Here is a 24,027-nt window from a genome sequence, read left to right on the forward strand (position 1 = left end):
ACATGGGGCTGCCGTTCTCTCGCCTCGACAATGGCACAATTTATCAACGTCCGTTTGGCGGCCAGTCGAAGAACTTCGGCGGTGAGCAAGCGGCACGTACTGCGGCAGCGGCAGACCGTACCGGTCATGCGCTGTTGCACACGCTGTACCAGCAGAACCTGAAAAACCACACCACCATCTTCTCCGAGTGGTATGCGCTGGATCTGGTTAAAAACGAAGATGGCGCAGTGGTCGGGTGTACCGCCCTGTGTATCGAAACCGGTGAAGTGGTTTACTTCAAAGCCCGCGCCACCGTGCTGGCGACCGGCGGCGCAGGCCGTATTTACCAGTCCACCACTAACGCCCACATCAACACCGGTGACGGCGTCGGTATGGCGATCCGCGCTGGTGTGCCGGTGCAGGATATGGAGATGTGGCAGTTCCACCCAACCGGTATCGCCGGTGCGGGCGTGCTGGTGACAGAAGGCTGTCGCGGGGAAGGTGGCTACCTGCTGAACAAACACGGCGAGCGCTTTATGGAGCGTTATGCCCCGAATGCGAAAGACCTGGCGGGTCGTGACGTGGTGGCACGTTCCATCATGATCGAAATCCGTGAAGGTCGCGGCTGCGACGGTCCGTGGGGCCCGCATGCCAAACTGAAGCTCGACCATCTGGGTAAAGAGGTTCTGGAATCCCGCCTGCCGGGCATCCTGGAGCTGTCCCGTACCTTTGCTCACGTTGACCCGGTGAAAGAGCCGATTCCGGTTATCCCAACCTGCCACTACATGATGGGCGGAATTCCGACCAAAGTGAGCGGCCAGGCGCTGACCGTGAACGAGCAGGGCGAAGACGTGGTGATCCCGGGCCTGTTCGCGGTAGGTGAAATTGCCTGCGTATCGGTTCACGGTGCCAACCGTCTGGGCGGTAACTCGCTGCTCGACCTGGTGGTGTTTGGTCGTGCAGTCGGTCTGCATCTGCAGGAATCCATCGCCGAACAGGGCGACCTGCGTGATGCCACGGAAGCCAATATTGAGGCCTCTCTTGAACGTCTTAATCGCTGGAACGGTAACCGTAACGGCGAAGATCCGGTGGAAATCCGCAAAGCGTTGCAGGCGTGCATGCAGAACAACTTCTCGGTATTCCGCGAAGGTGATGCGATGGCGAAAGGGCTTGAAGAACTGAAAGTGATCCGCGAGCGTCTGAAAAATGCCCGTCTGGACGACACCTCCAGCGAATTCAACACCCAACGCGTCGAGTGCCTGGAGCTGGATAACCTGATGGAAACCGCCTTTGCAACAGCGGTCTCTGCAAACTTCCGTACCGAAAGCCGTGGCGCGCATAGCCGCTTCGACTTCCCGGAAAGGGACGATGAAAACTGGCTGTGTCATTCCCTGTATCTGCCAGAGTCGGAATCCATGACGCGACGTGAAGTCAACATGGAACCGAAACTGCGTCCGGCGTTCCCGCCGAAGATTCGTACTTACTAATGCGGAGACAGGATAATGAAACTCGAATTCTCAGTTTATCGTTATAACCCGGATGTAGATGACGCTCCGCATATGCAGGATTACACCCTGGAAGCGGAAGAAGGCCGTGACATGATGCTGCTGGATGCCTTAATGCAGCTGAAAGAAAAAGATCCGACACTGTCATTTCGTCGTTCCTGCCGTGAAGGGGTGTGTGGCTCCGACGGTCTGAACATGAATGGCAAAAACGGTCTGGCCTGTATCACCCCGATCTCCGCGCTCCAGCGTGCCGGTCAGAAAATCGTCATTCGCCCGCTGCCTGGCCTGCCAGTGGTGCGCGATTTGGTGGTGGACATGGGGCAATTCTATGCACAATATGAGAAGATTAAGCCTTACTTGTTGAATAATGGGCAAAATCCACCCGCTCGTGAGCATTTGCAGTCGCCCGAGCAGCGTGAAAAACTCGATGGCCTGTATGAGTGTATTCTCTGTGCATGTTGTTCGACGTCCTGCCCGTCATTCTGGTGGAACCCGGACAAGTTTGTCGGCCCGGCTGGTCTGCTGGCCGCGTATCGCTTCCTGATTGACAGCCGCGATACCGAAACCGACAGCCGTCTTGAAGGGCTGAGTGATGCTTTCAGCGTATTCCGCTGCCATAGCATCATGAACTGCGTCAGTGTATGTCCGAAGGGGCTGAACCCGACGCGCGCCATCGGCCACATTAAGTCGATGCTGTTGCAGCGCAGTGCCTGAGTAACAAGAGGGGAGCGCGTTTCCCCTCACCCAGACCCTCTCCCCACAGGGGAGAGGGGATAGATTGCAGAAACCTTTAAAAACTGCCCTGAACTACTCTGAAGTCCAGACAGTTTCTAAAGGTTCCTTCGCGGGCCGCACAAGAGCTCGCAGGTGAACCCCGGCACGTACACGCGGTGTACGTGGTAGTTTCTACGGCGAAATAAGCATAAACATGCTTAAGGGATCACGATGCAGAACGGCGCAATGAAAGCCTGGCTGGACTCTTCTTTCCTCTCTGGTGCGAACCAAAGCTGGATTGAGCAGCTCTATGAAGACTTCTTAACCGATCCTGACTCAGTGGACGCTAACTGGCGTTCCATGTTCCAGCAGTTACCTGGAACGGGAGTCAAACCGGATCAATTCCATTCCAAAACACGTGATTATTTCCGTCGTCTGGCGAAGGATGCCTCACGTTACTCTTCCGCCATTTCTGACCCTGACACCAACGCGAAGCAGGTTAAAGTCCTGCAGCTGATCAACGCCTATCGTTTCCGCGGCCATCAGCATGCGAACCTCGATCCACTGGGATTGTGGCAGCAGGAGCGCGTGGCGGATTTAGACCCGGCTTATCACGATCTGACCGAAGCTGATTTCCAGGACAGCTACAACGTGGGTTCTTTCGCTATCGGCAAAGACACGATGAAGCTGGGCGAACTGCTGGAAGCGCTGAAGCAAACCTACTGCGGGTCGATAGGTGCGGAATACATGCACATCACCTCAACCGAAGAGAAACGCTGGATCCAACAGCGCATCGAGTCGGTTGCCGGTAAATCCACCTTCAATGCCGATGAGAAGAAACGCTTCCTCAACGAACTGACCGCAGCTGAAGGGCTGGAGCGCTACCTTGGCGCCAAATTCCCGGGGGCAAAACGCTTCTCGCTGGAAGGCGGCGATGCGCTGGTGCCGATGCTGAAAGAGCTGATCCGCCATGCGGGCAACAGCGGCACCCGTGAAGTGGTGCTGGGTATGGCGCACCGTGGTCGTCTGAACGTACTGATCAACGTGCTGGGTAAAAAGCCGCAGGATCTGTTCGACGAGTTCGCGGGCAAACATAAAGAACACCTCGGTACCGGTGACGTGAAGTACCACATGGGCTTCTCATCGGATATCGAAACTAAAGGCGGCCTGGTTCACATGGCGCTGGCGTTTAACCCGTCGCACCTTGAGATCGTCAGCCCGGTCGTTATCGGCTCCGTGCGCGCGCGTCTGGACCGTCTGGACGAGCCAAGCAGCAATAAAGTGCTGCCAATCACCATTCACGGTGATGCGGCGATCACCGGTCAGGGCGTGGTTCAGGAAACGCTGAACATGTCCAAAGCGCGGGGTTACGAAGTGGGCGGTACCGTTCGCATCGTGATCAACAACCAGGTGGGCTTCACCACCTCGAATCCGCTGGATGCGCGTTCCACCCCGTACTGCACCGACATTGGTAAAATGGTGCAGGCGCCGATCTTCCACGTGAATGCGGATGACCCGGAAGCGGTCGCATTTGTTACCCGTCTGGCGCTGGACTTCCGTAACACCTTTAAGCGTGATGTGCTTATCGATCTCTTCTGCTACCGCCGTCATGGCCATAACGAAGCGGACGAGCCAAGTGCAACTCAGCCACTGATGTACCAGAAAATCAAAAAGCATCCGACTCCGCGCAAAATCTATGCTGACAAGCTGGAAGCGGACAAGATCGTCACGCTGGAAGATGCGACCGAGATGGTCAATCTGTACCGTGACGCGCTGGATGCAGGCGAATGTGTGGTGAAAGAGCTGCGACCGATGAACATGCACTCCTTTACCTGGTCGCCGTACCTCAACCACGACTGGGATGAGAGCTACCCGAACAAGGTCGAGATGAAGCGTCTGCAGGAGCTGGCGAAACGCATCAGCACCGTACCAGAAGCTATCGAAATGCAGTCCCGTGTGCAGAAAATCTACACTGACCGTCAGTCGATGGCGGCTGGCGAGAAGCTGTTTGACTGGGGCGGTGCAGAAAACCTGGCCTACGCAACACTGGTTGACGAAGGCATTCCGGTGCGTCTGTCGGGCGAAGATGCGGGCCGCGGCACCTTCTTCCACCGTCACGCCGTGGTGCACAACCAGACCAACGGTTCAACCTACACCCCGCTGCAGCACGTGCATAACGGTCAGGGCCAGTTCAAGGTCTGGGACTCCGTGCTGTCTGAAGAAGCGGTGCTGGCATTCGAATACGGTTACGCCACCGCAGAACCGCGCACCCTGACCATCTGGGAAGCGCAGTTCGGTGACTTTGCCAACGGTGCGCAGGTGGTTATCGACCAGTTCATCAGCTCCGGCGAGCAGAAGTGGGGCCGTATGTGTGGCCTGGCGATGCTGCTGCCGCACGGCTATGAAGGGCAGGGCCCGGAGCACTCCTCCGCCCGTCTCGAGCGATATCTGCAACTGTGCGCCGAGCAGAACATGCAGGTTTGTGTTCCGTCTACCCCGGCACAGGTTTATCACATGCTGCGTCGTCAGGCGCTGCGCGGGATGCGCCGTCCGCTGGTGGTGATGTCTCCGAAATCACTGCTGCGTCATCCGTTAGCCGTGTCTACGCTGGATGAGCTGGCAAACGGCACCTTCATGCCAGCGATTGGCGAGATTGATGACCTGGATCCGCAGGCGGTGAAACGCGTGGTGATGTGTTCTGGTAAGGTTTATTACGATCTGCTGGAGCAGCGTCGCAAGAATGGCCAGAAAGATGTCGCTATTGTGCGTATCGAGCAGCTGTATCCGTTCCCGCATCAGGCGATGCAGGAAGCGTTAAAACCTTATGCTCACGTGCATGATTTTGTCTGGTGCCAGGAAGAGCCCCTCAACCAGGGCGCATGGTACTGTAGCCAGCATCATTTCCGTGAAGTGATTCCATTTGGGTCCGCTCTGCGTTACGCAGGTCGCCCGGCCTCTGCCTCTCCGGCGGTAGGATATATGTCCGTTCACCAGAAGCAGCAGCAAGATCTGGTCAATGACGCGCTGAACGTCGATTAATTAAAGGATAAATAATGAGTAGCGTAGATATTCTTGTTCCCGACCTGCCTGAGTCCGTTGCCGATGCAACCGTTGCGACCTGGCACAAAAAACCGGGCGATGTCGTCAAGCGTGACGAAGTGCTGGTAGAAATCGAAACTGACAAAGTGGTACTGGAAGTACCGGCTTCGGCGGATGGCATTCTGGATGCAGTCCTGGAAGATGAAGGCACTACCGTGACCTCTCGCCAGATCCTCGGTCGCCTGCGTGAAGGCAACAGCGCGGGCAAAGAGTCCAGCGCAAAAACTGAAGAGAAAGCGTCTACGCCGGCCCAGCGCCAGCAGGCTTCTTTGTCCGAGCAGAACAACGATGCCCTGAGCCCGGCGATCCGTCGCCTGCTGGCAGAGCACAACCTTGACGCGGCGGCCATTAAAGGCACCGGCGTTGGCGGCCGTCTGACCCGTGAAGATGTGGATAAACATCTGGCTAAAGCCCCGGCGCAAGCCGAAGCTAAAGCCCCGGCTGCAGCAGCTCCGACTGCACAGCCTGCTCTGGGCGCGCGCAGCGAAAAACGCGTTCCGATGACTCGTCTGCGTAAGCGTGTGGCTGAGCGTCTGCTGGAAGCGAAAAACTCCACCGCGATGCTGACCACCTTCAACGAAGTCAACATGAAGCCAATCATGGACCTGCGTAAGCAGTACGGTGACGCGTTTGAGAAACGTCACGGTATCCGTCTGGGCTTTATGTCCTTCTACGTCAAAGCGGTTGTTGAAGCGCTGAAACGCTACCCGGAAGTTAACGCCTCTATCGATGGCGAAGATGTGGTGTATCACAACTACTTCGACGTCAGCATGGCGGTATCTACCCCGCGCGGCCTGGTGACCCCGGTTCTGCGTGACGTGGATACCCTGGGCATGGCGGACGTTGAGAAAGGCATTAAAGAGCTGGCACTGAAAGGCCGCGACGGCAAGCTGACCGTTGAAGATCTGACCGGCGGTAACTTCACCATTACCAACGGCGGCGTATTCGGTTCGCTGATGTCTACCCCGATCATCAACCCACCGCAGAGCGCCATCCTGGGCATGCACGCCATCAAAGATCGTCCGATGGCGGTTGACGGTAAAGTCGAGATCCTGCCGATGATGTATCTGGCGCTCTCTTACGATCACCGTCTGATCGATGGCCGCGAGTCCGTGGGCTTCCTGGTGGCAATTAAAGAGCTGCTGGAAGATCCGACCCGTCTGCTGCTGGACGTATAGTTTTCGTAGTCTTGCCCGGCGGCGCGTTGTCAGCCGGGCCTATAAAAGCATGACCTCACGATTACCCTGAAGGATGGATAGAACACATGAACTTACATGAATATCAGGCTAAACAGCTGTTTGCCCGGTATGGCTTACCGGCTCCGGTGGGTTATGCCTGCAATACCCCACGTGAAGCAGAAGAAGCCGCATCAAAAATCGGCGCGGGTCCTTGGGTTGTTAAATGTCAGGTTCACGCTGGTGGCCGCGGTAAAGCGGGTGGTGTGAAGGTCGTTAACAGTAAAGAAGAGATCCGCGCATTTGCTGAGCATTGGCTGGGCAAACGTCTGGTGACCTACCAGACAGACGCAAGCGGCCAGCCGGTTAACCAGATCCTGGTTGAAGCGGCGACCGACATTGCAAAAGAACTGTACCTCGGCGCAGTGGTAGACCGTAGCTCCCGTCGCGTGGTGTTTATGGCCTCTACCGAAGGCGGCGTGGAAATCGAAAAAGTGGCGGAAGAGACCCCGCACCTGATCCACAAAGTGGCTATCGATCCGCTGGCAGGCCCAATGCCTTACCAGGGACGCGAGCTGGCATTCAAACTGGGTCTGGAAGGCAAGCTGGTTCAGCAGTTCACTAAGATCTTCATGGGTCTGGCAAACATCTTCCTGGAGCGCGACCTGGCGCTGATCGAAATCAACCCGCTGGTGATCACTAAGCAGGGCGATCTGATCTGCCTCGACGGCAAGCTGGGCGCTGACGGCAATGCGCTGTTCCGCCAGGCGGATCTGCGCGAAATGCGCGACCAGTCTCAGGAAGATCCACGTGAAGCGCAGGCTGCACAGTGGGAACTGAACTACGTGGCACTCGATGGCAACATCGGTTGCATGGTTAACGGTGCGGGCCTGGCAATGGGCACCATGGACATCGTTAAGCTGCACGGCGGTGAGCCGGCCAACTTCCTCGACGTAGGCGGTGGCGCAACCAAAGAGCGCGTAACCGAAGCCTTCAAAATCATTCTCTCCGATGACAACGTCAAAGCCGTTCTGGTTAACATCTTCGGCGGCATCGTGCGTTGCGACCTGATCGCTGACGGTATCATCGGTGCGGTAGAAGAAGTGGGCGTTAACGTCCCGGTGGTGGTGCGTCTGGAAGGTAACAACGCTGAACTCGGCGCGAAAAAACTGGCTGACAGCGGCCTGAATATTATTGCAGCGAAAAGTCTGACGGATGCCGCTCAGCAGGTAGTTGCCGCAGTGGAGGGGAAATAATGTCCGTTTTAATTAATAAAGACACGAAGGTCATCTGCCAGGGCTTTACCGGCAGCCAGGGTTCATTCCACTCTGAGCAGGCGATTGCATACGGTACGCAAATGGTTGGCGGCGTCACCCCAGGCAAAGGCGGCACCACGCATCTGGGCCTGCCGGTGTTCAACACCGTGCGTGAAGCTGTAGAAGCGACAGGCGCTACCGCGACCGTTATCTACGTTCCGGCTCCGTTCTGTAAAGACTCCATTCTGGAAGCGATCGACGCAGGCATCAAACTGATCATCACCATCACCGAAGGCATCCCGACGCTGGATATGCTGACCGTGAAAGTGAAGCTGGATGAAGCAGGCGTACGCATGATTGGCCCGAACTGCCCAGGTGTGATCACCCCAGGCGAATGTAAAATCGGCATCATGCCGGGTCACATTCACAAGCCGGGCAAAGTGGGCATTGTTTCCCGCTCCGGTACGCTGACCTATGAAGCGGTTAAGCAGACCACCGACTACGGTTTCGGCCAGTCCACCTGTGTGGGCATCGGCGGCGACCCGATCCCGGGCTCTAACTTCATCGACATCCTGAAGCTGTTCCAGGAAGATCCGCAGACTGAAGCCATCGTGATGATCGGTGAAATCGGCGGTAGCGCAGAAGAAGAAGCGGCTGCGTACATTAAAGATCACGTTACCAAACCGGTTGTAGGCTACATCGCCGGTGTAACGGCGCCGAAAGGCAAACGTATGGGCCACGCGGGCGCTATCATCGCGGGCGGCAAAGGCACTGCGGACGAGAAGTTCGCAGCGCTGGAAGCAGCAGGCGTGAAAACCGTTCGCAGCCTGGCGGATATCGGCGAAGCGCTGAAATCCATCATTAAGTAAATCCTCTCTGCTCCCCGTGCGGGGAGCTTTGACATAATAATGTCTGTTTCGACATGGTTGGCCATCGTAAGGTGGCCTTTTTTTATTTTTGCCCGCTAACAAAATGATAACAGTGCGGTGTTAAGTCTAATGGAATTAAAAGTAAAATATTTGTTATTAAAACTTCAGATATAAGCAAACTGGAAACTTGCTGGTAAGTTACTACGCTTAATGGTTTGCCTTTTATTAAAATACTTCGCCCACCTCACGTTAATTTAAATCACCTTTATTTATATTTCAGAGCTGATTCAATAACCATTGGCGCATAACGCCAACATAAAGTTAACAAAAAAATCATCAGATTTACCATCAAGAAACACCTTTAACACCACGGCTCAAGATTGATTTATATCAATATTTAATGCCTGGAAAAGGGCTTCAAAAGACGTTAAATTGTTCCCGATCAAACTGGTCGAAAAGTGATAAATTCGCTATATGTTGATCACCGTCGTAAAACGTCAATCTCTTTCAATAAAAACCTGTTTATTGTAAGGGCTTTGCAGCGTAATATATTTGCGGGATCAATTTGAGTTTTTTATTAACGCATCTGTAACCTTTCATCATGGCTTTTTCCTCCTGCGAAGATGAAGTAAAGAAGAAAGGGTGCTGATAACTTTTGTATTGGGGCATGTGTGTGAATCCTTTCTAACGGGGTTCATTCTCGGAGTCTTCATGCGATGAGCAAGGAGTCATGATGTTAGATGTAGTCGAACTGTCGCGCTTACAGTTTGCCTTGACCGCGATGTACCACTTCCTGTTTGTGCCACTGACGCTCGGTATGGCGTTCCTGCTGGCCATCATGGAAACGGTGTACGTCCTTTCCGGCAAACAGATTTATAAAGATATGACCAAATTCTGGGGCAAGTTGTTTGGTATCAACTTCGCTCTGGGTGTGGCAACCGGCCTGACCATGGAGTTCCAGTTCGGAACTAACTGGTCCTACTATTCCCACTACGTCGGGGATATCTTCGGTGCGCCGCTGGCCATTGAAGGTCTGATGGCCTTCTTCCTCGAATCCACCTTTGTAGGTCTGTTCTTCTTCGGCTGGGATCGTCTGAGTAAAGTTCAGCACATGGCGGTGACCTGGCTGGTCGCGTTGGGCTCCAACCTGTCCGCACTGTGGATCCTGGTGGCCAACGGCTGGATGCAGAACCCGATCGCGTCTGACTTCAACTTCGAAACCATGCGTATGGAGATGGTCAGCTTCTCCGAACTGGTGCTGAACCCGGTCGCCCAGGTGAAATTCGTTCACACTGTGGCGTCTGGCTATGTCTGCGGCGCGATGTTCGTGCTGGGCATCAGCGCCTACTACATGCTGCGTGGCCGTGACTTCGCCTTTGCAAAACGCTCTTTCGCCATCGCTGCAAGCTTTGGTATGGCGGCAATCCTCTCCGTTATCGTGCTGGGTGATGAATCCGGTTACGAAATGGGTGACGTGCAGAAAACCAAACTGGCCGCTATCGAAGCCGAATGGGAAACCCAACCGGCTCCGGCGGCGTTCACCCTGTTTGGTATTCCTGACCAGGATGCGCAGGAAAACCACTTTGCGATTCAGATCCCTTACGCGCTGGGCATCATTGCCACCCGCTCTGTGGACACGCCGGTTATCGGACTGAAAGATCTGCTGGTGCAGCATGAAGAACGTATCCGTAACGGGATGAAAGCTTATTCCCTGCTGGAGCAACTGCGTTCAGGTACCACCGACCCGTCCGTACGCGATCAGTTTAACGACGTGAAGAAGGACCTGGGTTACGGTCTGCTGCTGAAACGCTATACCCCGAACGTCTCTGACGCGACGGAAGCGCAAATTCAAATGGCAACCAAAGACTCGATTCCACGCGTGGCGCCGTTGTACTTTGCTTTCCGTATCATGGTTGGCTGCGGCATCATCATGCTGTTGATCATTGGCGCCTCCTTCTGGTCGGTGATTCGTAACCGTATCGGCCAGCGTAAGTGGCTGCTGCGTGCGGCGCTGTATGGTATGCCATTACCGTGGATCGCCATCGAGTCCGGCTGGTTTGTTGCAGAGTATGGCCGTCAGCCATGGGCGATCGGTGAGGTACTACCAACCGCTGTGGCGAACTCGTCTCTGACAGCCGGCGATCTGATTTTCTCGATGTTGCTGATTTGCGGTCTGTACACCCTGTTCCTGGTGGCTGAATTGTTCCTGATGTTCAAATTCGCACGCCTTGGTCCAAGCAGCCTGAAAACCGGTCGCTACCACTACGAGCAGTCCACCGTGGCTTCTCAGCCGGCACGCTAAGACAGGAGTCGTCAAATGATCGATTATGAAGTATTGCGTTTTATCTGGTGGCTACTGATCGGTATTCTGCTGATTGGTTTTGCGGTCACTGACGGTTTCGACATGGGGGTGGGCATGCTCACCCGCTTCCTCGGTCGTAATGATACCGAGCGTCGAATTATGATTAACTCCATCGCCCCGCACTGGGACGGTAACCAGGTGTGGCTGATCACCGCTGGCGGCGCGCTGTTCGCGGCCTGGCCAATGGTTTATGCCGCGGCATTCTCTGGTTTCTACGTGGCGATGATTCTGGTGCTGGCCGCGTTGTTCTTCCGTCCGGTAGGCTTTGACTACCGCTCGAAGATTGAAGATCCACGCTGGCGCAACATGTGGGACTGGGGCATCTTCATCGGCAGCTTCGTGCCGCCGCTGGTGATTGGCGTGGCGTTCGGCAACCTGCTGCAGGGCGTGCCGTTCCACCTCGATGAATATATGCGCCTGTACTACACCGGCAACTTCTTCCAGCTGCTGAACCCGTTTGGTCTGCTGGCAGGTGTCGTCAGCGTGGCGATGATCCTGACCCAGGGCGCGACCTATTTGCAGATGCGTACCGTGGGCGAACTTCATCTGCGCTCTCGTGCGGTTTCTCAGGTTGCGGCGCTGGTTACCTTGGTGGGCTTCGCACTGGCTGGCGTCTGGGTGATGTTCGGCATCGACGGTTATGTCGTGACCTCGGCGATTAACCACGCTGCGCCGTCGAACCCGCTGACCAAAGAAGTGGCGCGTCAGGCTGGTGCATGGCTGGTGAACTTCAATAACATGCCAGCGCTGTGGGCTATCCCTGCACTGGGCGTTGTGCTGCCGCTGCTGACCCTGCTGACCTCTCGCATGGAAAAAGGCGCATGGGCGTTCGTCTTCTCTTCATTGACGCTGGCGTGCATCATCCTGACGTCCGGTATCGCGATGTTCCCGTTCGTGATGCCTTCCAGCACCATGATGAATGCGAGCCTGACCATGTGGGATGCCACCTCTAGCCAGATGACGCTGAATCTGATGACCTTCGTGGCGGCCGTGTTCGTACCGATTATTCTGGCCTACACCGCCTGGTGTTACTGGAAAATGTTCGGTCGTATCACGAAAGAACATATCGAAAGCAATACCCACTCTATGTATTAAGGAAGGAGCTGAATATGTGGTATTTCGCATGGATTTTAGGAACGCTTCTGGCCTGTGCATTTGGAGTGATTACCGCCCTGGCGCTTGAGCACGTGGAAGCGGCTAAAGCAGGTGAAGAAAAACACTGATGAATATTATCGCAACGTTGTATGCGGTAATGGACAAGCGCCCGTTAAGGGCGCTTTCCTTAGTGATGGCCTTACTGCTGGCGGGTTGTATCTTCTGGGATCCGTCGCGCTTTGCGGCGAAGACCAGCGAGCTGGAAATCTGGCACGGCTTCCTCATGATGTGGGCGGTCTGTGCCGGGGTGATCCACGGCGTAGGTTTTCGTCCGAAAGCCGTTCACTGGCAGGGCATCTTCTGTCCGCTGATTGCCGATATCATTTTACTGGTCGGTCTGATTTTCTTTTTCAACTGAATAAGAATCATCCGTTAAAATTATGGGCTTACCCTGGCCCATAAATATTTACTCTCCGTTTACCTTCTCCCATTCCAAACCACCTTTCCCGCGCGTATAGTAACGACGTTTAAAAGCGCTAACTTTTGTTGCATTACCGGGATGTAAAGTGAATACAACGCTGTTTCGATGGCCGGTTCGTGTCTACTACGAAGACACTGATGCCGGTGGTGTGGTTTATCACGCCAGCTACGTTGCTTTTTATGAACGGGCACGCACTGAGATGCTGCGCCATCATCACTTCAGCCAGCAGGTTTTGTTGGCGGAGCGCGTTGCCTTCGTGGTACGCAAGATGACGCTGGAGTATTTTGCACCTGCCAGACTCGACGATATGCTCGAAGTCCAAACGGAAATAACATCAATGCGCGGAACCTCACTGGTTTTCACGCAGCGGATCGTCAATGCAGAGAACCAGGTACTGAACGAAGCTGAAGTCCTGATTGTTTGTGTTGATCCACTCATCATGAAGCCTCGTGCGCTTCCTAAGTCTATTGTCGCGGAGTTTAAGCAGTGACTGACATGAATATCCTTGATTTGTTCCTGAAGGCTAGCCTTCTGGTTAAACTTATCATGTTCATTTTGATTGGCTTTTCAATCGCATCCTGGGCCATCATCATCCAGAGAACCCGTATCCTCAATGCGGCAACCCGTGAAGCGGAAGCCTTTGAAGATAAGTTCTGGTCTGGTATCGAACTTTCACGTTTGTACCAGGAGAGCCAGGGACGCCGTGAGAACCTTTCCGGCTCCGAGCAAATGTTCTATAGCGGCTTTAAAGAGTTCGCCCGTTTGCACCGTGCCAACAACCATGCGCCTGAAGCGGTCGTTGAAGGGGCGGCACGTGCCATGCGCATCTCAATGAACCGTGAGCTGGAAACGCTGGAAACGCATATTCCGTTCCTCGGCACCGTGGGTTCCATCAGTCCGTACATCGGTCTGTTTGGTACCGTCTGGGGGATCATGCATGCCTTTATCGCCCTGGGTGCGGTAAAACAGGCGACGCTGCAAATGGTGGCACCGGGTATCGCAGAAGCGCTGATCGCGACCGCTATTGGTCTGTTCGCCGCCATTCCAGCGGTTATGGCGTATAACCGCCTGAACCAGCGTGTGAACAAACTGGAACTGAATTACGACAACTTTATGGAAGAGTTCACCGCGATTCTGCACCGCCAGGCGTTTACCAGCACCGAGAGCAACAAGGGGTAAACCATGGCCAGACAGCGTGGACGGGGTCGTCGTGAACTAAAGTCCGAAATCAACATTGTACCGCTGCTGGACGTTTTGCTGGTGTTGCTGCTGATTTTCATGGCAACAGCGCCAATCATTACGCAGAGCGTTGAGGTTGATCTGCCGGATGCGACAGAATCCCAGGCCGTAAGCAGCAATGACAACCCACCGGTTATCATTGAAGTTTCCGGAGTAGGGCAGTACAGCGTGGTGGTTGAAAAAGATCGTCTGGATCAACTGCCGCCGGAGCAGGTCATTGCCGAAGCGCAACGACGTCTGCAGGCGGATCCGAAAACGGTCTTCTTGATCGGTGGTGCTAAAGACGTGCCTTACGATGAAATCATTAAAGCGCTGAACCTGTTGCATAGCGCAGGCGTCAAGTCAGTTGGCTTGATGACGCAGCCTATTTGATCATCTGCGTACACAACAGAGTTTTTGGGAACCCATAGTGTCAAAGGCAACCGAACAAAACGATAAGCTTAAACGGGCGATAATTGTCTCTGCCGTGCTGCATATCATTCTTTTTGCGGCACTGATCTGGAGTTCGTTCGATGAGCATATGGATGCTGCTGCGGGCGGAGGAGGCGGTTCATCCATCGATGCCGTGATGGTCGATCCCGGTGCGGTGGTGCAGAACTATAACCGTCAGCAGCAACAGCAGGCGAGTGCAAAACGTGCTGAAGAGCAACGCGAAAAACAGGCGCAACAGCAAGCGGAAGAGCTGCGTGAAAAGCAGGCCGCCGAGCAGGAACGTCTGAAGCAGCTCGAGAAAGATCGTTTGCAGGCCCAGGAAGCGGCGAAAGAGCAGGCGGAGCAGCAGAAGCAGGCTGAAACCGCGGCGAAGAAAGCGCAGGAGCAGCAAAAGCAGGCGGAAGAAGCTGCAGCGAAAGCGGCAGCGGACGCAAAAGCGCAGGCTGATGCGCAGGCGAAGCAAGCAGCCGATGCTGCGAAGCAAGCCGCTGAAGCTGCGAAAAAAGCGGCCGCCGATGCGCAAAAAGTCGCGGAAGCTGCAGCCGCGAAAGCCGCTGCTGATGCACAGAAGAAAGTAGAAGCAGAGGCTGCTAAAAAAGCCGCTGCTGACGCGCAGAAAAAAGCCGAAGCTGACGCCGCCAAAAAAGCGGCTCAGGAGGCTGAGAAGAAAGCCACTGCCGAGGCGGCTAAAAAGGCTGCAGCAGCAGAAAAAGCCGCTGCGGACAAAGCGGCTGCTGAACAAGCCGCGGCTGATAAAAAGGCCGCTGCAGCAGAAAAAGCAGCTGCTGATAAAAAAGCCGCTGCTGCAGAAAAAGCTGCCGCCGACAAGAAAGCCGCTGCTGACAAGGCTGCTGCTGAAAAAGCCGCTGCCGGTAAAGCCGCCGCAGCCAAGAAAGCGGCTGCTGAAAAAGCGGCCGCGTCGGACGTTGACGACCTGTTCGGTGATTTAAGTTCAGGTAAGAATGCGCCGAAAGGCAGCAACAGCGGTAGCGCAGGGGGTGCTTCTCCTGCTAAAGGAAGTAAGCCGGGGCAGGGCGGTGCATCTCAGGCGGAGATTGCCTCGTATATTGCACAGGTTCAGGCCGCCATTCGTGGGCATCTGTACGACTGGGATAGCTTCCAGGGGAAAACCTGTACGTTACGCGTCAATCTGAGCGCGGATGGGACTATCCTTAGCGTCAAGCAAGAGGGTGGCGATCCGGCATTCTGTCAGCAGATGCTGTCTGCAACCAGCAGGATGACTAAGTTCCCGAAACCGCCTTCTCAGGCTGTGTTTGAAACGTTCAAAAACGCACCACTGGACTTCAAGCCATAAGTTATATTTTCCCCGTGCAAACGGGGAAAATAGACCCGGTTAGAGTCACAGAGTTCTGGTAGTTTTGTCGAATTGAGTTTGTTAACATTCTGCTAAATTATCGCGGGTAAGGTTACCCGGGTATGGGAGACATGATGAAGCAGGCATTACGTGTTGCAGTAAGTTTCTTTATGCTGTGGGCAGCCGTGCTGCACGCAGAAGTGCGTATCGAGATCACCCAAGGGGTGGACTCGGCGCGTCCGATTGGCGTGGTTCCGTTCCAGTGGGCAGGCCCTGGTGCAGCACCTGAAGACGTGGGTGGCATCGTTGCTGCTGACCTGCGTAACAGCGGTAAATTTAATCCGTTAGACCGTTCTCGTCTGCCGCAGCAGCCGGGCACTGCCGCCGAGTTGCAGCCTGCAGCATGGTCTGCGCTGGGTATTGATGCCGTGGTCGTGGGTCAGGTTACCCCGAACGCGGACGGCGGTTACACCGTGGCCTACCAGCTGGTAGACACCGGTGGCGCACCGGGTACCGTACTGGCGCAGAACAGCTACAAAGTGAACAAGCAGTGGCTGCGCTATGCCGGTCACACCGCCAGTGATGAAGTGTTCGAGAAGCTGACCAGCATTAAAGGCGCTTTCCGTACCCGTATCGCTTACGTTGTGCAGACCAACGGTGGTCAGTTCCCGTATGAACTGCGCGTGTCTGACTACGATGGTTACAACCAGTTCACCGTTCACCGTTCACCACAGCCGCTGATGTCACCGTCCTGGTCTCCGGACGGCTCTAAACTGGCTTACGTTACCTTCGAAAGCGGGCGTTCTGCGCTGGTTATCCAGACACTGGCGAATGGCGCAGTGCGTCAGGTTGCTTCATTCCCACGTCACAACGGCGCACCGGCGTTCTCGCCTGACGGTTCCAAACTGGCGTTTGCCCTGTCGAAAACCGGTAGCCTGAACCTGTACGTGATGGATATCGGCTCCGGCCAGATCCGCCAGGTCACTGATGGTCGCAGCAACAACACCGAACCAACCTGGTTCCCGGACAGCCAGAACCTGGCGTTTACCTCTGACCAGGCCGGTCGTCCGCAAGTGTATAAAGTTAATGTTAACGGCGGTGCTCCGCAGCGTATCACCTGGGAAGGTTCACAGAACCAGGATGCTGACGTCAGTGCTGACGGTAAATTTATGGTAATGGTCAGCTCGGCCGGTGGTCAGCAGCACATTGCCAAACAAGATCTGGGGGGTGGTGGCGTGCAAGTTTTATCGTCAACCTTCCTGGATGAAACGCCAAGTCTGGCACCTAACGGCACTATGGTTATCTACAGCTCTTCTCAGGGGATGGGATCCGTGCTGAATCTGGTTTCTACCGATGGGCGTTTCAAAGCGCGTATTCCGGCAACTGATGGACAGGTAAAATCACCTGCCTGGTCGCCGTACCTGTAATAATAATTAATTGAATAATAAAGGAATCATAGAAATGCAACTGAACAAAGTGCTGAAAGGGCTGATGATCGCTCTGCCTGTTATGGCAATCGCAGCGTGTTCTTCTAACAAGAACGCAAGCAACGACCAGAGCGGCGAAGGCATGATGGGTGCCGGCACCGGTATGGACGCTAACGCCAATGGCAATATGTCTTCTGAAGAGCAAGCGCGTCTTCAGATGCAACAGCTGCAGCAGAACAACATTGTTTACTTCGATCTGGACAAGTTCGACATCCGTTCTGACTTCGCTGCGATGCTGGATGCTCACGCTAACTTCCTGCGTAGCAACCCGTCTTACAAAGTGACCGTAGAAGGTCACGCGGACGAACGCGGTACCCCTGAGTACAACATCTCCCTGGGCGAGCGTCGTGCTAACGCGGTTAAAATGTACCTGCAGGGTAAAGGCGTTTCTGCTGACCAGATCTCCATCGTTTCTTACGGTAAAGAGAAACCAGCAGTTCTGGGCCACGACGAAGCGGCTTACTCTAAAAACCGTCGCGCTGTACTGGTTTACTAAGAGAATCGCATGAACAGTAACTTCAGACATCATCTTATGAGTCTGTCGTTACTGGTTGGTATAGCGGCCCCCTGGGCCGCTTTTGCTCAGGCACCAATCAGTAGTGTCGGCTCCGGCTCGGTCGAAGACCGCGTCACCCAACTTGAGCGTATTTCTAACGCTCACAGTCAGCTTTTAACCCAACTCCAGCAACAACTCTCTGATAATCAGACCGATATCGACTCTCTTCGTGGACAGATCCAGGAAAGTCAGTATCAGCTCAATCAGGTTGTGGAGCGTCAGAAGCAGATCATGCTGCAAATTGATAACCTGAACAGTGGCGGCGCATCAGCGCAACCGGCAACAGGGGATCAAAGCGGCGCTGCTGGGGCAACAGCAACGCCACCGGCTGACGCATCAGCCTCTACAGGTGCGCCTGTACAGAGCGGTGATGCGAATACTGACTACAACGCAGCTATTGCCCTGGTGCAGGATAAATCGCGCCAGGACGATGCTATGGCGGCGTTCCAGGCGTTCGTGAAGAAATACCCTGATTCAACCTATCAGCCCAATGCCAATTACTGGCTGGGACAGTTGAATTACAACAAGGGTAAAAAAGACGATGCCGCGTTTTATTTTGCCTCGGTGGTAAAAAATTACCCGAAATCGCCTAAAGCCCCTGATGCGATGTTTAAGGTTGGGGTGATCATGCAGGACAAAGGCGACACCGCGAAAGCGAAAGCCGTGTTCCAGCAGGTCGTCAGTAAGTTCCCAGGTACCGAAGGTGCAAAACAGGCGCAAAAACGCCTTTCTGCGATGGGATGATTGCCGGATGACCAGAAATCGTCTTTTTTCTGGTCTTGCCGCATAATTCATAAGCAGTTAGGTGATCTTCCTCAAAATTTTAGTTGCGCTGAATTCTGAAATCAGTAATATATGCCGCCGTTGCCAAGGGATATCGAACAGCCCAAAAGCGGCAAAAATAGTGGGTCGTTAGCTCAGTTGGTAGAGCAGTTGACTTTTAATCAATTGGTCGCAGGTTCGAATCCTGCACGACCCACCACTAAAAGCTTCAAAGGGTGATTAGCTCAGTTGGTAGAGCACCTCCTTTACACGGAGGGGGTCGGCGGTTCGAGCCCGTCATCACCCACCATTGGGTCGTTAGCTCAGTTGGTAGAGCAGTTGACTTTTAATCAATTGGTCGCAGGTTCGAATCCTGCACGACCCACCAATTTTAATATCTGACTCAGGTATTAAGCGTGAAGGATAACGTTGCTTTAGCAACGGCCCGTAGGGCGAGGCGAAGCCGAGTCATCCTGCACGACCCACCAATCATTAGATTGGTACCGAGTAAAATTTCAGGCAACACCCGAATGGGTCGTTAGCTCAGTTGGTAGAGCAGTTGACTTTTAATCAATTGGTCGCAGGTTCGAATCCTGCACGACCCACCAGCCTGAAAAGTAAAAGCAGTAAATCCCGCAAGGGGTCGTTAGCTCAGTTGGTAGAGCAGTTGACTTTTAATCAATTGGTCGCAGGTTCGAATCCTGCACGACCCACCAATTTAATATCGTATTCGGATGTTAAACGTGAAGGATAGCGTTGCTTTAGCAACGACCCGAAGGGCGAGGCGAAGCCGAGTCATCCTGCACGACCCACCAATGTAAAAAGGCGCCCTAAAGGCGCCTTTTTGCTATTTGTTATTTCTGTCTCATCACGTCGGCAAATGCTACCCGCACGCATTTGGAGTGACTTTCACCCTCACATTCGCTATCTTGTTTAGTATATAAAACACAATTGCCATTACTTTGGTTTCCACCCAAAAATAACGGCAAACTTGTTAAGCCAGTAAAACGAGAAGCCATAATGAGTGTGATGTTTGATCCTGAAGCCGCAATCTATCCCTTCCCGCCGAAGCCCGCTGTGTTGAGCCACGACGAAAAGCAGTTTTACCGTGAGAAGATCAAGCGCCTGCTCAAAGAGCGTGATGCGGTGATGGTCGCGCATTACTACACCGATCCTGAGATTCAGCAGCTGGCGGAAGAGACCGGCGGCTGTATTTCAGATTCACTGGAAATGGCGCGCTTTGGCGCGCGGCATCCGGCCTCGACGCTGCTGGTTGCCGGGGTGCGTTTTATGGGCGAGACGGCAAAAATCCTCAGTCCGGAAAAAACCATCCTGATGCCGACCCTCAACGCGGAGTGTTCCCTCGATCTGGGCTGCCCGATTGACGAATTCACCGCCTTCTGCGATGCCCATCCGGACAGAACGGTGGTGGTGTATGCCAATACCTCAGCGGCAGTGAAAGCCCGCGCCGACTGGGTCGTGACCTCGAGCATCGCCGTCGAGCTGATTGAACACCTCGACAGTCTGGGCGAGAAAATCATCTGGGCCCCGGACAAGCATCTGGGCAACTATGTTCAGAAGCAAACCGGCGCGGATATCCTCTGCTGGCAGGGGGCCTGTATCGTGCATGACGAGTTCAAAACCCAGGCGCTGGAGCGCATGAAGGGGCTTTATCCGAATGCCGCCATTCTGGTTCACCCTGAATCACCACAGGCGATCGTCAACATGGCCGATGCGGTAGGTTCAACCAGCCAGTTGATCAGCGCGGCGAAAACGCTGCCCCATCGTCAGCTGATCGTCGCCACCGATCGTGGGATCTTCTACAAGATGCAGCAGGCGGTGCCGGATAAAGAGCTGCTGGAAGCGCCGACCGCAGGCGAGGGGGCGACCTGTCGCAGCTGTGCGCACTGCCCGTGGATGGCCATGAACGGTCTTAAAGCGATTGCTGAGGGGCTGGAGTCAGGCGGGGCAGCGCATGAGATACAGGTCGACGCCGCGCTGCGAGAAGGGGCGTTAATTCCGCTTAACCGGATGCTGGATTTTGCGGCTACACTACGTCCTTAAGCAACGCTAATGCGTAACGTTACGCTCAGGAGAAGAGATGGATTTTTTTAGCACGCAAAACATTCTGGTTCATATACCGATTGGCGCTGGCGGCTATGATTTATCATGGATTGAAGCCGTAGGGACGATCGCGGGTCTGCTCTGCATCTGGCTTGCCAGTCTGGAGAAGATCGTCAACTACGCGTTTGGCCTGGTGAACGTTACGCTCTTTGCGATTATCTTCTTTCAGATTCAGCTGTACGCCAGCCTGTTGCTGCAGCTTTTCTTCTTTGTCGCCAATATTTATGGCTGGTACGCCTGGTCACGGCAGAACAGTCAGCAGGAGGCCGAACTGCAGATCCGCTGGCTACCGTTGCCAAAGGCGATGGCGTGGCTGGCTGCCTGCGTGGTGGCCATCGGCCTGATGACCGTCTTTATCAACCCGGTATTCGCGTTCCTGACGCGGGTGGCGGTCACGGTAATGACCAGCCTCGGGCTGAACGTCACTATGCCGCAGCTGCAGCCTGACGCCTTCCCGTTCTGGGATTCCTGCATGATGGTGCTGTCGATTGCAGCGATGATCCTGATGACCCGCAAATACGTCGAAAACTGGCTGCTATGGGTGATCATCAATGTGATAAGCGTCGTGATCTTCGCTCTGCAGGGCGTCTATGCCATGTCGCTGGAGTATCTGATCCTCACCTTTATCGCGCTTAACGGCAGTCGGATGTGGATTAACAGCGCGCGGGAACGGGGTTCTCACGCGCTTTCCAGCTAATGGTGGTGATGATGGGCGTGACCGGCCTGCGCCTCGTTGAGGTGGCAGTCTGGTCCCTGACAGGGGGTATATTCCATCTGGATTGTGACGTGCGAAATCGCGTACTGATCCTCAAGAAAGTGCTGGATACGTCCCAGTAATGCATCATGGTCGTGCGGCGGGATCACCTGTACATGCAGGGTCATCACCGGTTTCTCCCCGACCATCCAGACGTGGACATGATGTACGTCGCGTACTTCAGGAATGGAGCGATTCAAATTGCGCTTTAGCGCCGCAATATCAAGCGATGAGGGCGCCCCTTCCAGCAACTCATTCACGCTCTCCTTCAGCAAGCGCCAGGCGCTGCGTAACACCAGACACGACACCAGCACTGAGAGGATCGGGTCCACCGGCGTCCAGCCCGTCCAGAGGATCACCAGCGCGGCAATAATCGCCCCCACCGAGCCCAGCAGATCCCCGAGTACATGTAACGCCGCAGCGCGCACGTTGAGGTTTTTCTCTTCACTGCCCCGGTGCAAAATCCAGAAGGCCGCGATATTGGCAATGAGTCCGGCAACGGCTACCACCATCATGGTGACGCCAGCGACTGGCTGGGGTTGCAGGAAGCGCTGAATGGCCTCCCAGACGATGATAACGGTGATCACCACCAGCGCAATGGCGTTAACGAAGGCGGCGAGGGTGGTCAGGCGCAGCCAGCCAAAGGTACGGCCCCCGCTCGGCGGCTTGCGGGAAAAGATGACCGCCAGTAGGGCAAACAGCAGCGCAGCGGCATCCGTCAGCATATGTCCGGCGTCGGCCAGCAGCGCCAGTGAGCCGGAAATCAGCCCGCCAATCACCTCGATAACCATAAAGGAGGCGGTGATGCCGAATGCCAGCATTAACCGCTTAGCATTTTGATCCTGCGAAGAAGGAGCGTGTGAGTGGGTGTGCGCCATGAAAAATGTCCTGATGCATTATTATTGTAAGTGTAGAGTTTTTAACATTTTGCACAAAAAAGAAAGGAGAGCCAGCGCTCTCCTTTGTCACTTATTCACCCGTCATTACTGGGAGGTGCCATCCGTTTTACGTTCGGCATCGGTACTGGTGTTATCGACTTTGTTGTTCATGTCCGGACATTTACCGTCCTTACACATCGAGTTTTTATGCACTTCATCTTTGGTCATGCCGTCATGGTTATCCATGGTGGAGTTGGTGCCATTCGGATGAAGCATGGTCCCGCCAGTGCTCGTGCCGGTCCCCGTACCGCTGCCGGTGTTGATCTGGCTGTTATCAACATTGTTCGGGGCGAGGTTCTGGTGTGCATCAGGTGCTAATGCGCCGGCATCTGCGGCGGCATTAGCCTGACCATTGCCGTTTTCAGAACCTTGTGTCTGATCGGCCGCCAGCGCAGCGCCGCTCGCCAGGGTAAGGGTTGCTGTCAGGAAAAGGGTGGTGAGTTTAGTCATTTTCATCATGCTGCTCCTGTTCTGGTCGTTATGTTCTGGATAACTTGTTTCCACAGTGCATATGCGAAATCGACATGCTGCTCAGTGGTCAAAGATGCCGCGATCCAAACTTAGGTCAGTATGGAATCGCGATAAAATAAATAAATGCAGTGTATACAGTTAAAAAGTTTAGGGCGGATCTCGTTTTTCGCTACTTTGTGGGGTTTTTTAAGTGAATTCCAGGATTTATCTGCCTGCAGTGTAAAAGGGCGTTTACACTTCCTGACTGAGCAGTTAGATTGAAAGCATTGCATTCAACTATAAAAGTATGCCAACGCTGGAAAGAAGATGAATTATCAGAATGACGATTTACGTATCAAAGAGATCAATGAGTTATTACCCCCTGTAGCGCTCCTTGAGAAGTTTCCCGCCACCGAAAATGCTGCTAACACCGTGTCCCATGCCCGTAAAGCGATCCACAAGATCCTGAAAGGAAATGACGATCGTCTGTTAGTGGTGATCGGTCCGTGCTCGATTCACGATCCACTTGCGGCAAAAGAGTACGCGACGCGCTTGCTGACGCTGCGTGAGACGCTGAAGGATGAGCTGGAAATTGTCATGCGCGTCTACTTTGAAAAGCCGCGCACCACCGTGGGCTGGAAAGGGCTGATTAACGATCCGCATATGGATAACAGCTTCCAGATCAACGATGGCCTGCGTATCGCGCGTAAGCTGCTGCTGGATATTAACGACAGCGGCCTGCCGGCGGCGGGTGAGTTCCTCGACATGATCACCCCGCAGTACATGGCAGACCTGATGAGCTGGGGTGCCATTGGCGCGCGTACCACTGAATCCCAGGTGCACCGCGAGCTGGCGTCCGGCCTTTCCTGTCCGGTTGGCTTCAAGAACGGTACCGACGGCACCATCAAAGTGGCTATCGACGCCATTAACGCCGCCGGGGCGCCGCACTGCTTCCTCTCCGTGACCAAATGGGGTCACTCCGCGATTGTGAACACCAGCGGGAATGGCGATTGCCATATCATCCTGCGCGGCGGTAAAGAGCCGAACTACAGTGCAGCACACGTCGCAGAAGTGAAGGCGGGTCTGGATAACGCCGGTCTTGCTCCGCAGGTGATGATCGACTTCAGCCACGCCAACTCCAGCAAGCAGTACAAAAAGCAGATGGACGTTGGGTCTGACGTTTGCCAGCAGATTGCGGGCGGCGAAAAGGCGATTATCGGCGTGATGATCGAAAGCCATCTGGTGGAAGGTAATCAGAATCTGGAAGGCAGCGAGCCGCTGGTTTACGGTAAAAGCGTGACCGATGCCTGCATCGGCTGGGACGATACTGAAACGGTACTGCGTCAGCTGGCGAGCGCGGTAAAAGCCCGTCGCGGCTAAAAAAATGCCGGAGGTTATCCGGCATCGCGTACTTAAGGCCCGGTCATCGCGACCG

General features: G+C 54.6%; 22 protein-coding genes and 5 tRNA genes. 25 read left to right on the forward strand and 2 right to left on the reverse strand.

Going from position 1 to position 24,027, the window contains the following annotated elements; genetic code table 11:
• The 24 genes from ACRDD5_RS07105 to pnuC form a co-directional block, all read left to right on the forward strand.
• Positions 1–1,466, forward strand: a 1,466-nt coding sequence (locus ACRDD5_RS07105; protein WP_438676325.1) for an FAD-binding protein, incomplete at its 5' end; no start/stop codon positions are given.
• Positions 1,467–1,481: 15 nt separating this feature from the next.
• The gene (locus tag ACRDD5_RS07110) at positions 1,482–2,198 is read left to right on the forward strand and encodes a succinate dehydrogenase iron-sulfur subunit (protein WP_271281488.1); all 717 of its coding nucleotides are present in this window, start codon (positions 1,482–1,484) and stop codon (positions 2,196–2,198) included.
• 231 nt (positions 2,199–2,429) lie between these two features.
• Positions 2,430–5,237, forward strand: a complete 2,808-nt coding sequence (sucA, locus tag ACRDD5_RS07115) for a 2-oxoglutarate dehydrogenase E1 component (protein WP_271281489.1) — start codon at positions 2,430–2,432, stop codon at positions 5,235–5,237.
• 14 nt (positions 5,238–5,251) lie between these two features.
• On the forward strand, positions 5,252–6,475 hold the full coding sequence (gene odhB / locus ACRDD5_RS07120) for a 2-oxoglutarate dehydrogenase complex dihydrolipoyllysine-residue succinyltransferase (RefSeq protein ID WP_271281490.1): 1,224 nt from the start codon (positions 5,252–5,254) through the stop codon (positions 6,473–6,475).
• Between the two features lie 86 nt (positions 6,476–6,561).
• Complete coding sequence (gene sucC / locus ACRDD5_RS07125) at positions 6,562–7,728, forward strand: ADP-forming succinate--CoA ligase subunit beta (protein WP_142488718.1); 1,167 nt, start codon at positions 6,562–6,564, stop codon at positions 7,726–7,728.
• Entirely contained in the window at positions 7,728–8,597 is an 870-nt protein-coding gene (gene sucD / locus ACRDD5_RS07130; protein WP_032617085.1) for a succinate--CoA ligase subunit alpha, read from the forward strand. Before sucC ends, sucD begins: the two co-directional genes overlap by 1 nt.
• A 733-nt stretch (positions 8,598–9,330) precedes the next feature.
• Positions 9,331–10,899, forward strand: a complete 1,569-nt coding sequence (cydA, locus tag ACRDD5_RS07135; protein WP_271281491.1) for a cytochrome ubiquinol oxidase subunit I — start codon at positions 9,331–9,333, stop codon at positions 10,897–10,899.
• Positions 10,900–10,914: 15 nt separating this feature from the next.
• Positions 10,915–12,054, forward strand: coding sequence for a cytochrome d ubiquinol oxidase subunit II (cydB, locus tag ACRDD5_RS07140; protein ID WP_271281492.1), 1,140 nt, complete (start codon positions 10,915–10,917; stop codon positions 12,052–12,054).
• A gap of 14 nt (positions 12,055–12,068) precedes the next feature.
• The gene (gene cydX / locus ACRDD5_RS07145; protein WP_271281493.1) at positions 12,069–12,182 is read left to right on the forward strand and encodes a cytochrome bd-I oxidase subunit CydX; all 114 of its coding nucleotides are present in this window, start codon (positions 12,069–12,071) and stop codon (positions 12,180–12,182) included.
• Positions 12,182–12,472, forward strand: coding sequence for a cyd operon protein YbgE (gene ybgE / locus ACRDD5_RS07150; protein WP_438676326.1), 291 nt, complete (start codon positions 12,182–12,184; stop codon positions 12,470–12,472). Before cydX ends, ybgE begins: the two co-directional genes overlap by 1 nt.
• Positions 12,473–12,620: 148 nt before the next feature.
• Positions 12,621–13,025: a tol-pal system-associated acyl-CoA thioesterase gene (gene ybgC / locus ACRDD5_RS07155; RefSeq protein ID WP_006819080.1), complete on the forward strand. Its 405-nt coding sequence runs from the start codon at positions 12,621–12,623 to the stop codon at positions 13,023–13,025.
• On the forward strand, positions 13,022–13,714 hold the full coding sequence (gene tolQ, locus ACRDD5_RS07160; protein WP_271281495.1) for a Tol-Pal system protein TolQ: 693 nt from the start codon (positions 13,022–13,024) through the stop codon (positions 13,712–13,714). The genes ybgC and tolQ overlap by 4 nt, the downstream gene beginning before the upstream one ends.
• A gap of 3 nt (positions 13,715–13,717) precedes the next feature.
• Positions 13,718–14,146, forward strand: coding sequence for a colicin uptake protein TolR (tolR, locus tag ACRDD5_RS07165; protein ID WP_271281496.1), 429 nt, complete (start codon positions 13,718–13,720; stop codon positions 14,144–14,146).
• Between the two features lie 37 nt (positions 14,147–14,183).
• Entirely contained in the window at positions 14,184–15,521 is a 1,338-nt protein-coding gene (tolA, locus tag ACRDD5_RS07170) for a cell envelope integrity protein TolA (protein ID WP_438676327.1), read from the forward strand.
• 134 nt (positions 15,522–15,655) lie between these two features.
• Entirely contained in the window at positions 15,656–16,948 is a 1,293-nt protein-coding gene (gene tolB / locus ACRDD5_RS07175; protein ID WP_438676353.1) for a Tol-Pal system beta propeller repeat protein TolB, read from the forward strand.
• Between the two features lie 34 nt (positions 16,949–16,982).
• Positions 16,983–17,504, forward strand: a complete 522-nt coding sequence (gene pal, locus ACRDD5_RS07180; protein ID WP_106992384.1) for a peptidoglycan-associated lipoprotein Pal — start codon at positions 16,983–16,985, stop codon at positions 17,502–17,504.
• Between the two features lie 9 nt (positions 17,505–17,513).
• A complete protein-coding gene (gene cpoB / locus ACRDD5_RS07185) occupies positions 17,514–18,308 on the forward strand; it encodes a cell division protein CpoB (protein ID WP_271281498.1) in 795 nt (264 codons plus the stop codon).
• A 162-nt stretch (positions 18,309–18,470) separates the two neighbouring features.
• Positions 18,471–18,546, forward strand: a tRNA-Lys gene (locus tag ACRDD5_RS07190).
• 14 nt (positions 18,547–18,560) lie between these two features.
• Positions 18,561–18,636, forward strand: a tRNA-Val gene (locus ACRDD5_RS07195).
• Between the two features lie 2 nt (positions 18,637–18,638).
• Positions 18,639–18,714, forward strand: a tRNA-Lys gene (locus ACRDD5_RS07200).
• 144 nt (positions 18,715–18,858) lie between these two features.
• A tRNA-Lys gene (locus tag ACRDD5_RS07205) sits at positions 18,859–18,934 on the forward strand.
• 32 nt (positions 18,935–18,966) lie between these two features.
• Positions 18,967–19,042, forward strand: a tRNA-Lys gene (locus tag ACRDD5_RS07210).
• A gap of 304 nt (positions 19,043–19,346) precedes the next feature.
• Positions 19,347–20,390, forward strand: coding sequence for a quinolinate synthase NadA (nadA, locus tag ACRDD5_RS07215; RefSeq protein WP_271281499.1), 1,044 nt, complete (start codon positions 19,347–19,349; stop codon positions 20,388–20,390).
• Between the two features lie 37 nt (positions 20,391–20,427).
• Positions 20,428–21,147, forward strand: coding sequence for a nicotinamide riboside transporter PnuC (pnuC, locus tag ACRDD5_RS07220; RefSeq protein ID WP_438676328.1), 720 nt, complete (start codon positions 20,428–20,430; stop codon positions 21,145–21,147).
• Here the strand turns inward: pnuC and zitB are convergent.
• Together zitB and ACRDD5_RS07230 are read right to left on the reverse strand one after the other, a co-directional pair.
• Entirely contained in the window at positions 21,144–22,082 is a 939-nt protein-coding gene (zitB, locus tag ACRDD5_RS07225) for a CDF family zinc transporter ZitB (protein WP_438676329.1), read from the reverse strand. The genes pnuC and zitB overlap by 4 nt on opposite strands.
• Before the next feature lie 105 nt (positions 22,083–22,187).
• Positions 22,188–22,598: a protein YbgS gene (locus ACRDD5_RS07230; RefSeq protein ID WP_271281607.1), complete on the reverse strand. Its 411-nt coding sequence runs from the start codon at positions 22,596–22,598 to the stop codon at positions 22,188–22,190.
• 321 nt (positions 22,599–22,919) lie between these two features.
• On the opposite strand from ACRDD5_RS07230, the gene aroG reads away from it, so the two are divergent.
• Positions 22,920–23,972: a 3-deoxy-7-phosphoheptulonate synthase AroG gene (gene aroG, locus ACRDD5_RS07235; RefSeq protein ID WP_438676330.1), complete on the forward strand. Its 1,053-nt coding sequence runs from the start codon at positions 22,920–22,922 to the stop codon at positions 23,970–23,972.
• The last annotated feature ends 55 nt before the right edge of the window (positions 23,973–24,027 follow it).

Origin of the sequence: Silvania sp., assembly GCF_051656365.1 — a bacterium.
GTDB lineage: Bacteria > Pseudomonadota > Gammaproteobacteria > Enterobacterales > Enterobacteriaceae > Enterobacter > Enterobacter hatchlandensis.

Excerpts from the sequence above, each read along its gene's own strand:
- cydB (WP_271281492.1), top strand. The coding sequence starts at position 10,915 with ATGATCGATTATGAAGTATTGCGTTTTATCTGGTGGCTACTGATCGGT.
- pal (WP_106992384.1), top strand. The coding sequence starts at position 16,983 with ATGCAACTGAACAAAGTGCTGAAAGGGCTGATGATCGCTCTGCCTGTT.
- sucC (WP_142488718.1), top strand. The coding sequence starts at position 6,562 with ATGAACTTACATGAATATCAGGCTAAACAGCTGTTTGCCCGGTATGGC.
- sucA (WP_271281489.1), top strand. The coding sequence starts at position 2,430 with ATGCAGAACGGCGCAATGAAAGCCTGGCTGGACTCTTCTTTCCTCTCT.
- pnuC (WP_438676328.1), top strand. The coding sequence starts at position 20,428 with ATGGATTTTTTTAGCACGCAAAACATTCTGGTTCATATACCGATTGGC.
- nadA (WP_271281499.1), top strand. The coding sequence starts at position 19,347 with ATGAGTGTGATGTTTGATCCTGAAGCCGCAATCTATCCCTTCCCGCCG.
- cydA (WP_271281491.1), top strand. The coding sequence starts at position 9,331 with ATGTTAGATGTAGTCGAACTGTCGCGCTTACAGTTTGCCTTGACCGCG.
- aroG (WP_438676330.1), top strand. The coding sequence starts at position 22,920 with ATGAATTATCAGAATGACGATTTACGTATCAAAGAGATCAATGAGTTA.
- ACRDD5_RS07230 (WP_271281607.1), bottom strand. The coding sequence starts at position 22,598 with ATGAAAATGACTAAACTCACCACCCTTTTCCTGACAGCAACCCTTACC.
- sucD (WP_032617085.1), top strand. The coding sequence starts at position 7,728 with ATGTCCGTTTTAATTAATAAAGACACGAAGGTCATCTGCCAGGGCTTT.
- odhB (WP_271281490.1), top strand. The coding sequence starts at position 5,252 with ATGAGTAGCGTAGATATTCTTGTTCCCGACCTGCCTGAGTCCGTTGCC.
- zitB (WP_438676329.1), bottom strand. The coding sequence starts at position 22,082 with ATGGCGCACACCCACTCACACGCTCCTTCTTCGCAGGATCAAAATGCT.
- ACRDD5_RS07110 (WP_271281488.1), top strand. The coding sequence starts at position 1,482 with ATGAAACTCGAATTCTCAGTTTATCGTTATAACCCGGATGTAGATGAC.
- tolB (WP_438676353.1), top strand. The coding sequence starts at position 15,656 with ATGAAGCAGGCATTACGTGTTGCAGTAAGTTTCTTTATGCTGTGGGCA.
- cydX (WP_271281493.1), top strand. The coding sequence starts at position 12,069 with ATGTGGTATTTCGCATGGATTTTAGGAACGCTTCTGGCCTGTGCATTT.
- ybgE (WP_438676326.1), top strand. The coding sequence starts at position 12,182 with ATGAATATTATCGCAACGTTGTATGCGGTAATGGACAAGCGCCCGTTA.
- tolR (WP_271281496.1), top strand. The coding sequence starts at position 13,718 with ATGGCCAGACAGCGTGGACGGGGTCGTCGTGAACTAAAGTCCGAAATC.
- cpoB (WP_271281498.1), top strand. The coding sequence starts at position 17,514 with ATGAACAGTAACTTCAGACATCATCTTATGAGTCTGTCGTTACTGGTT.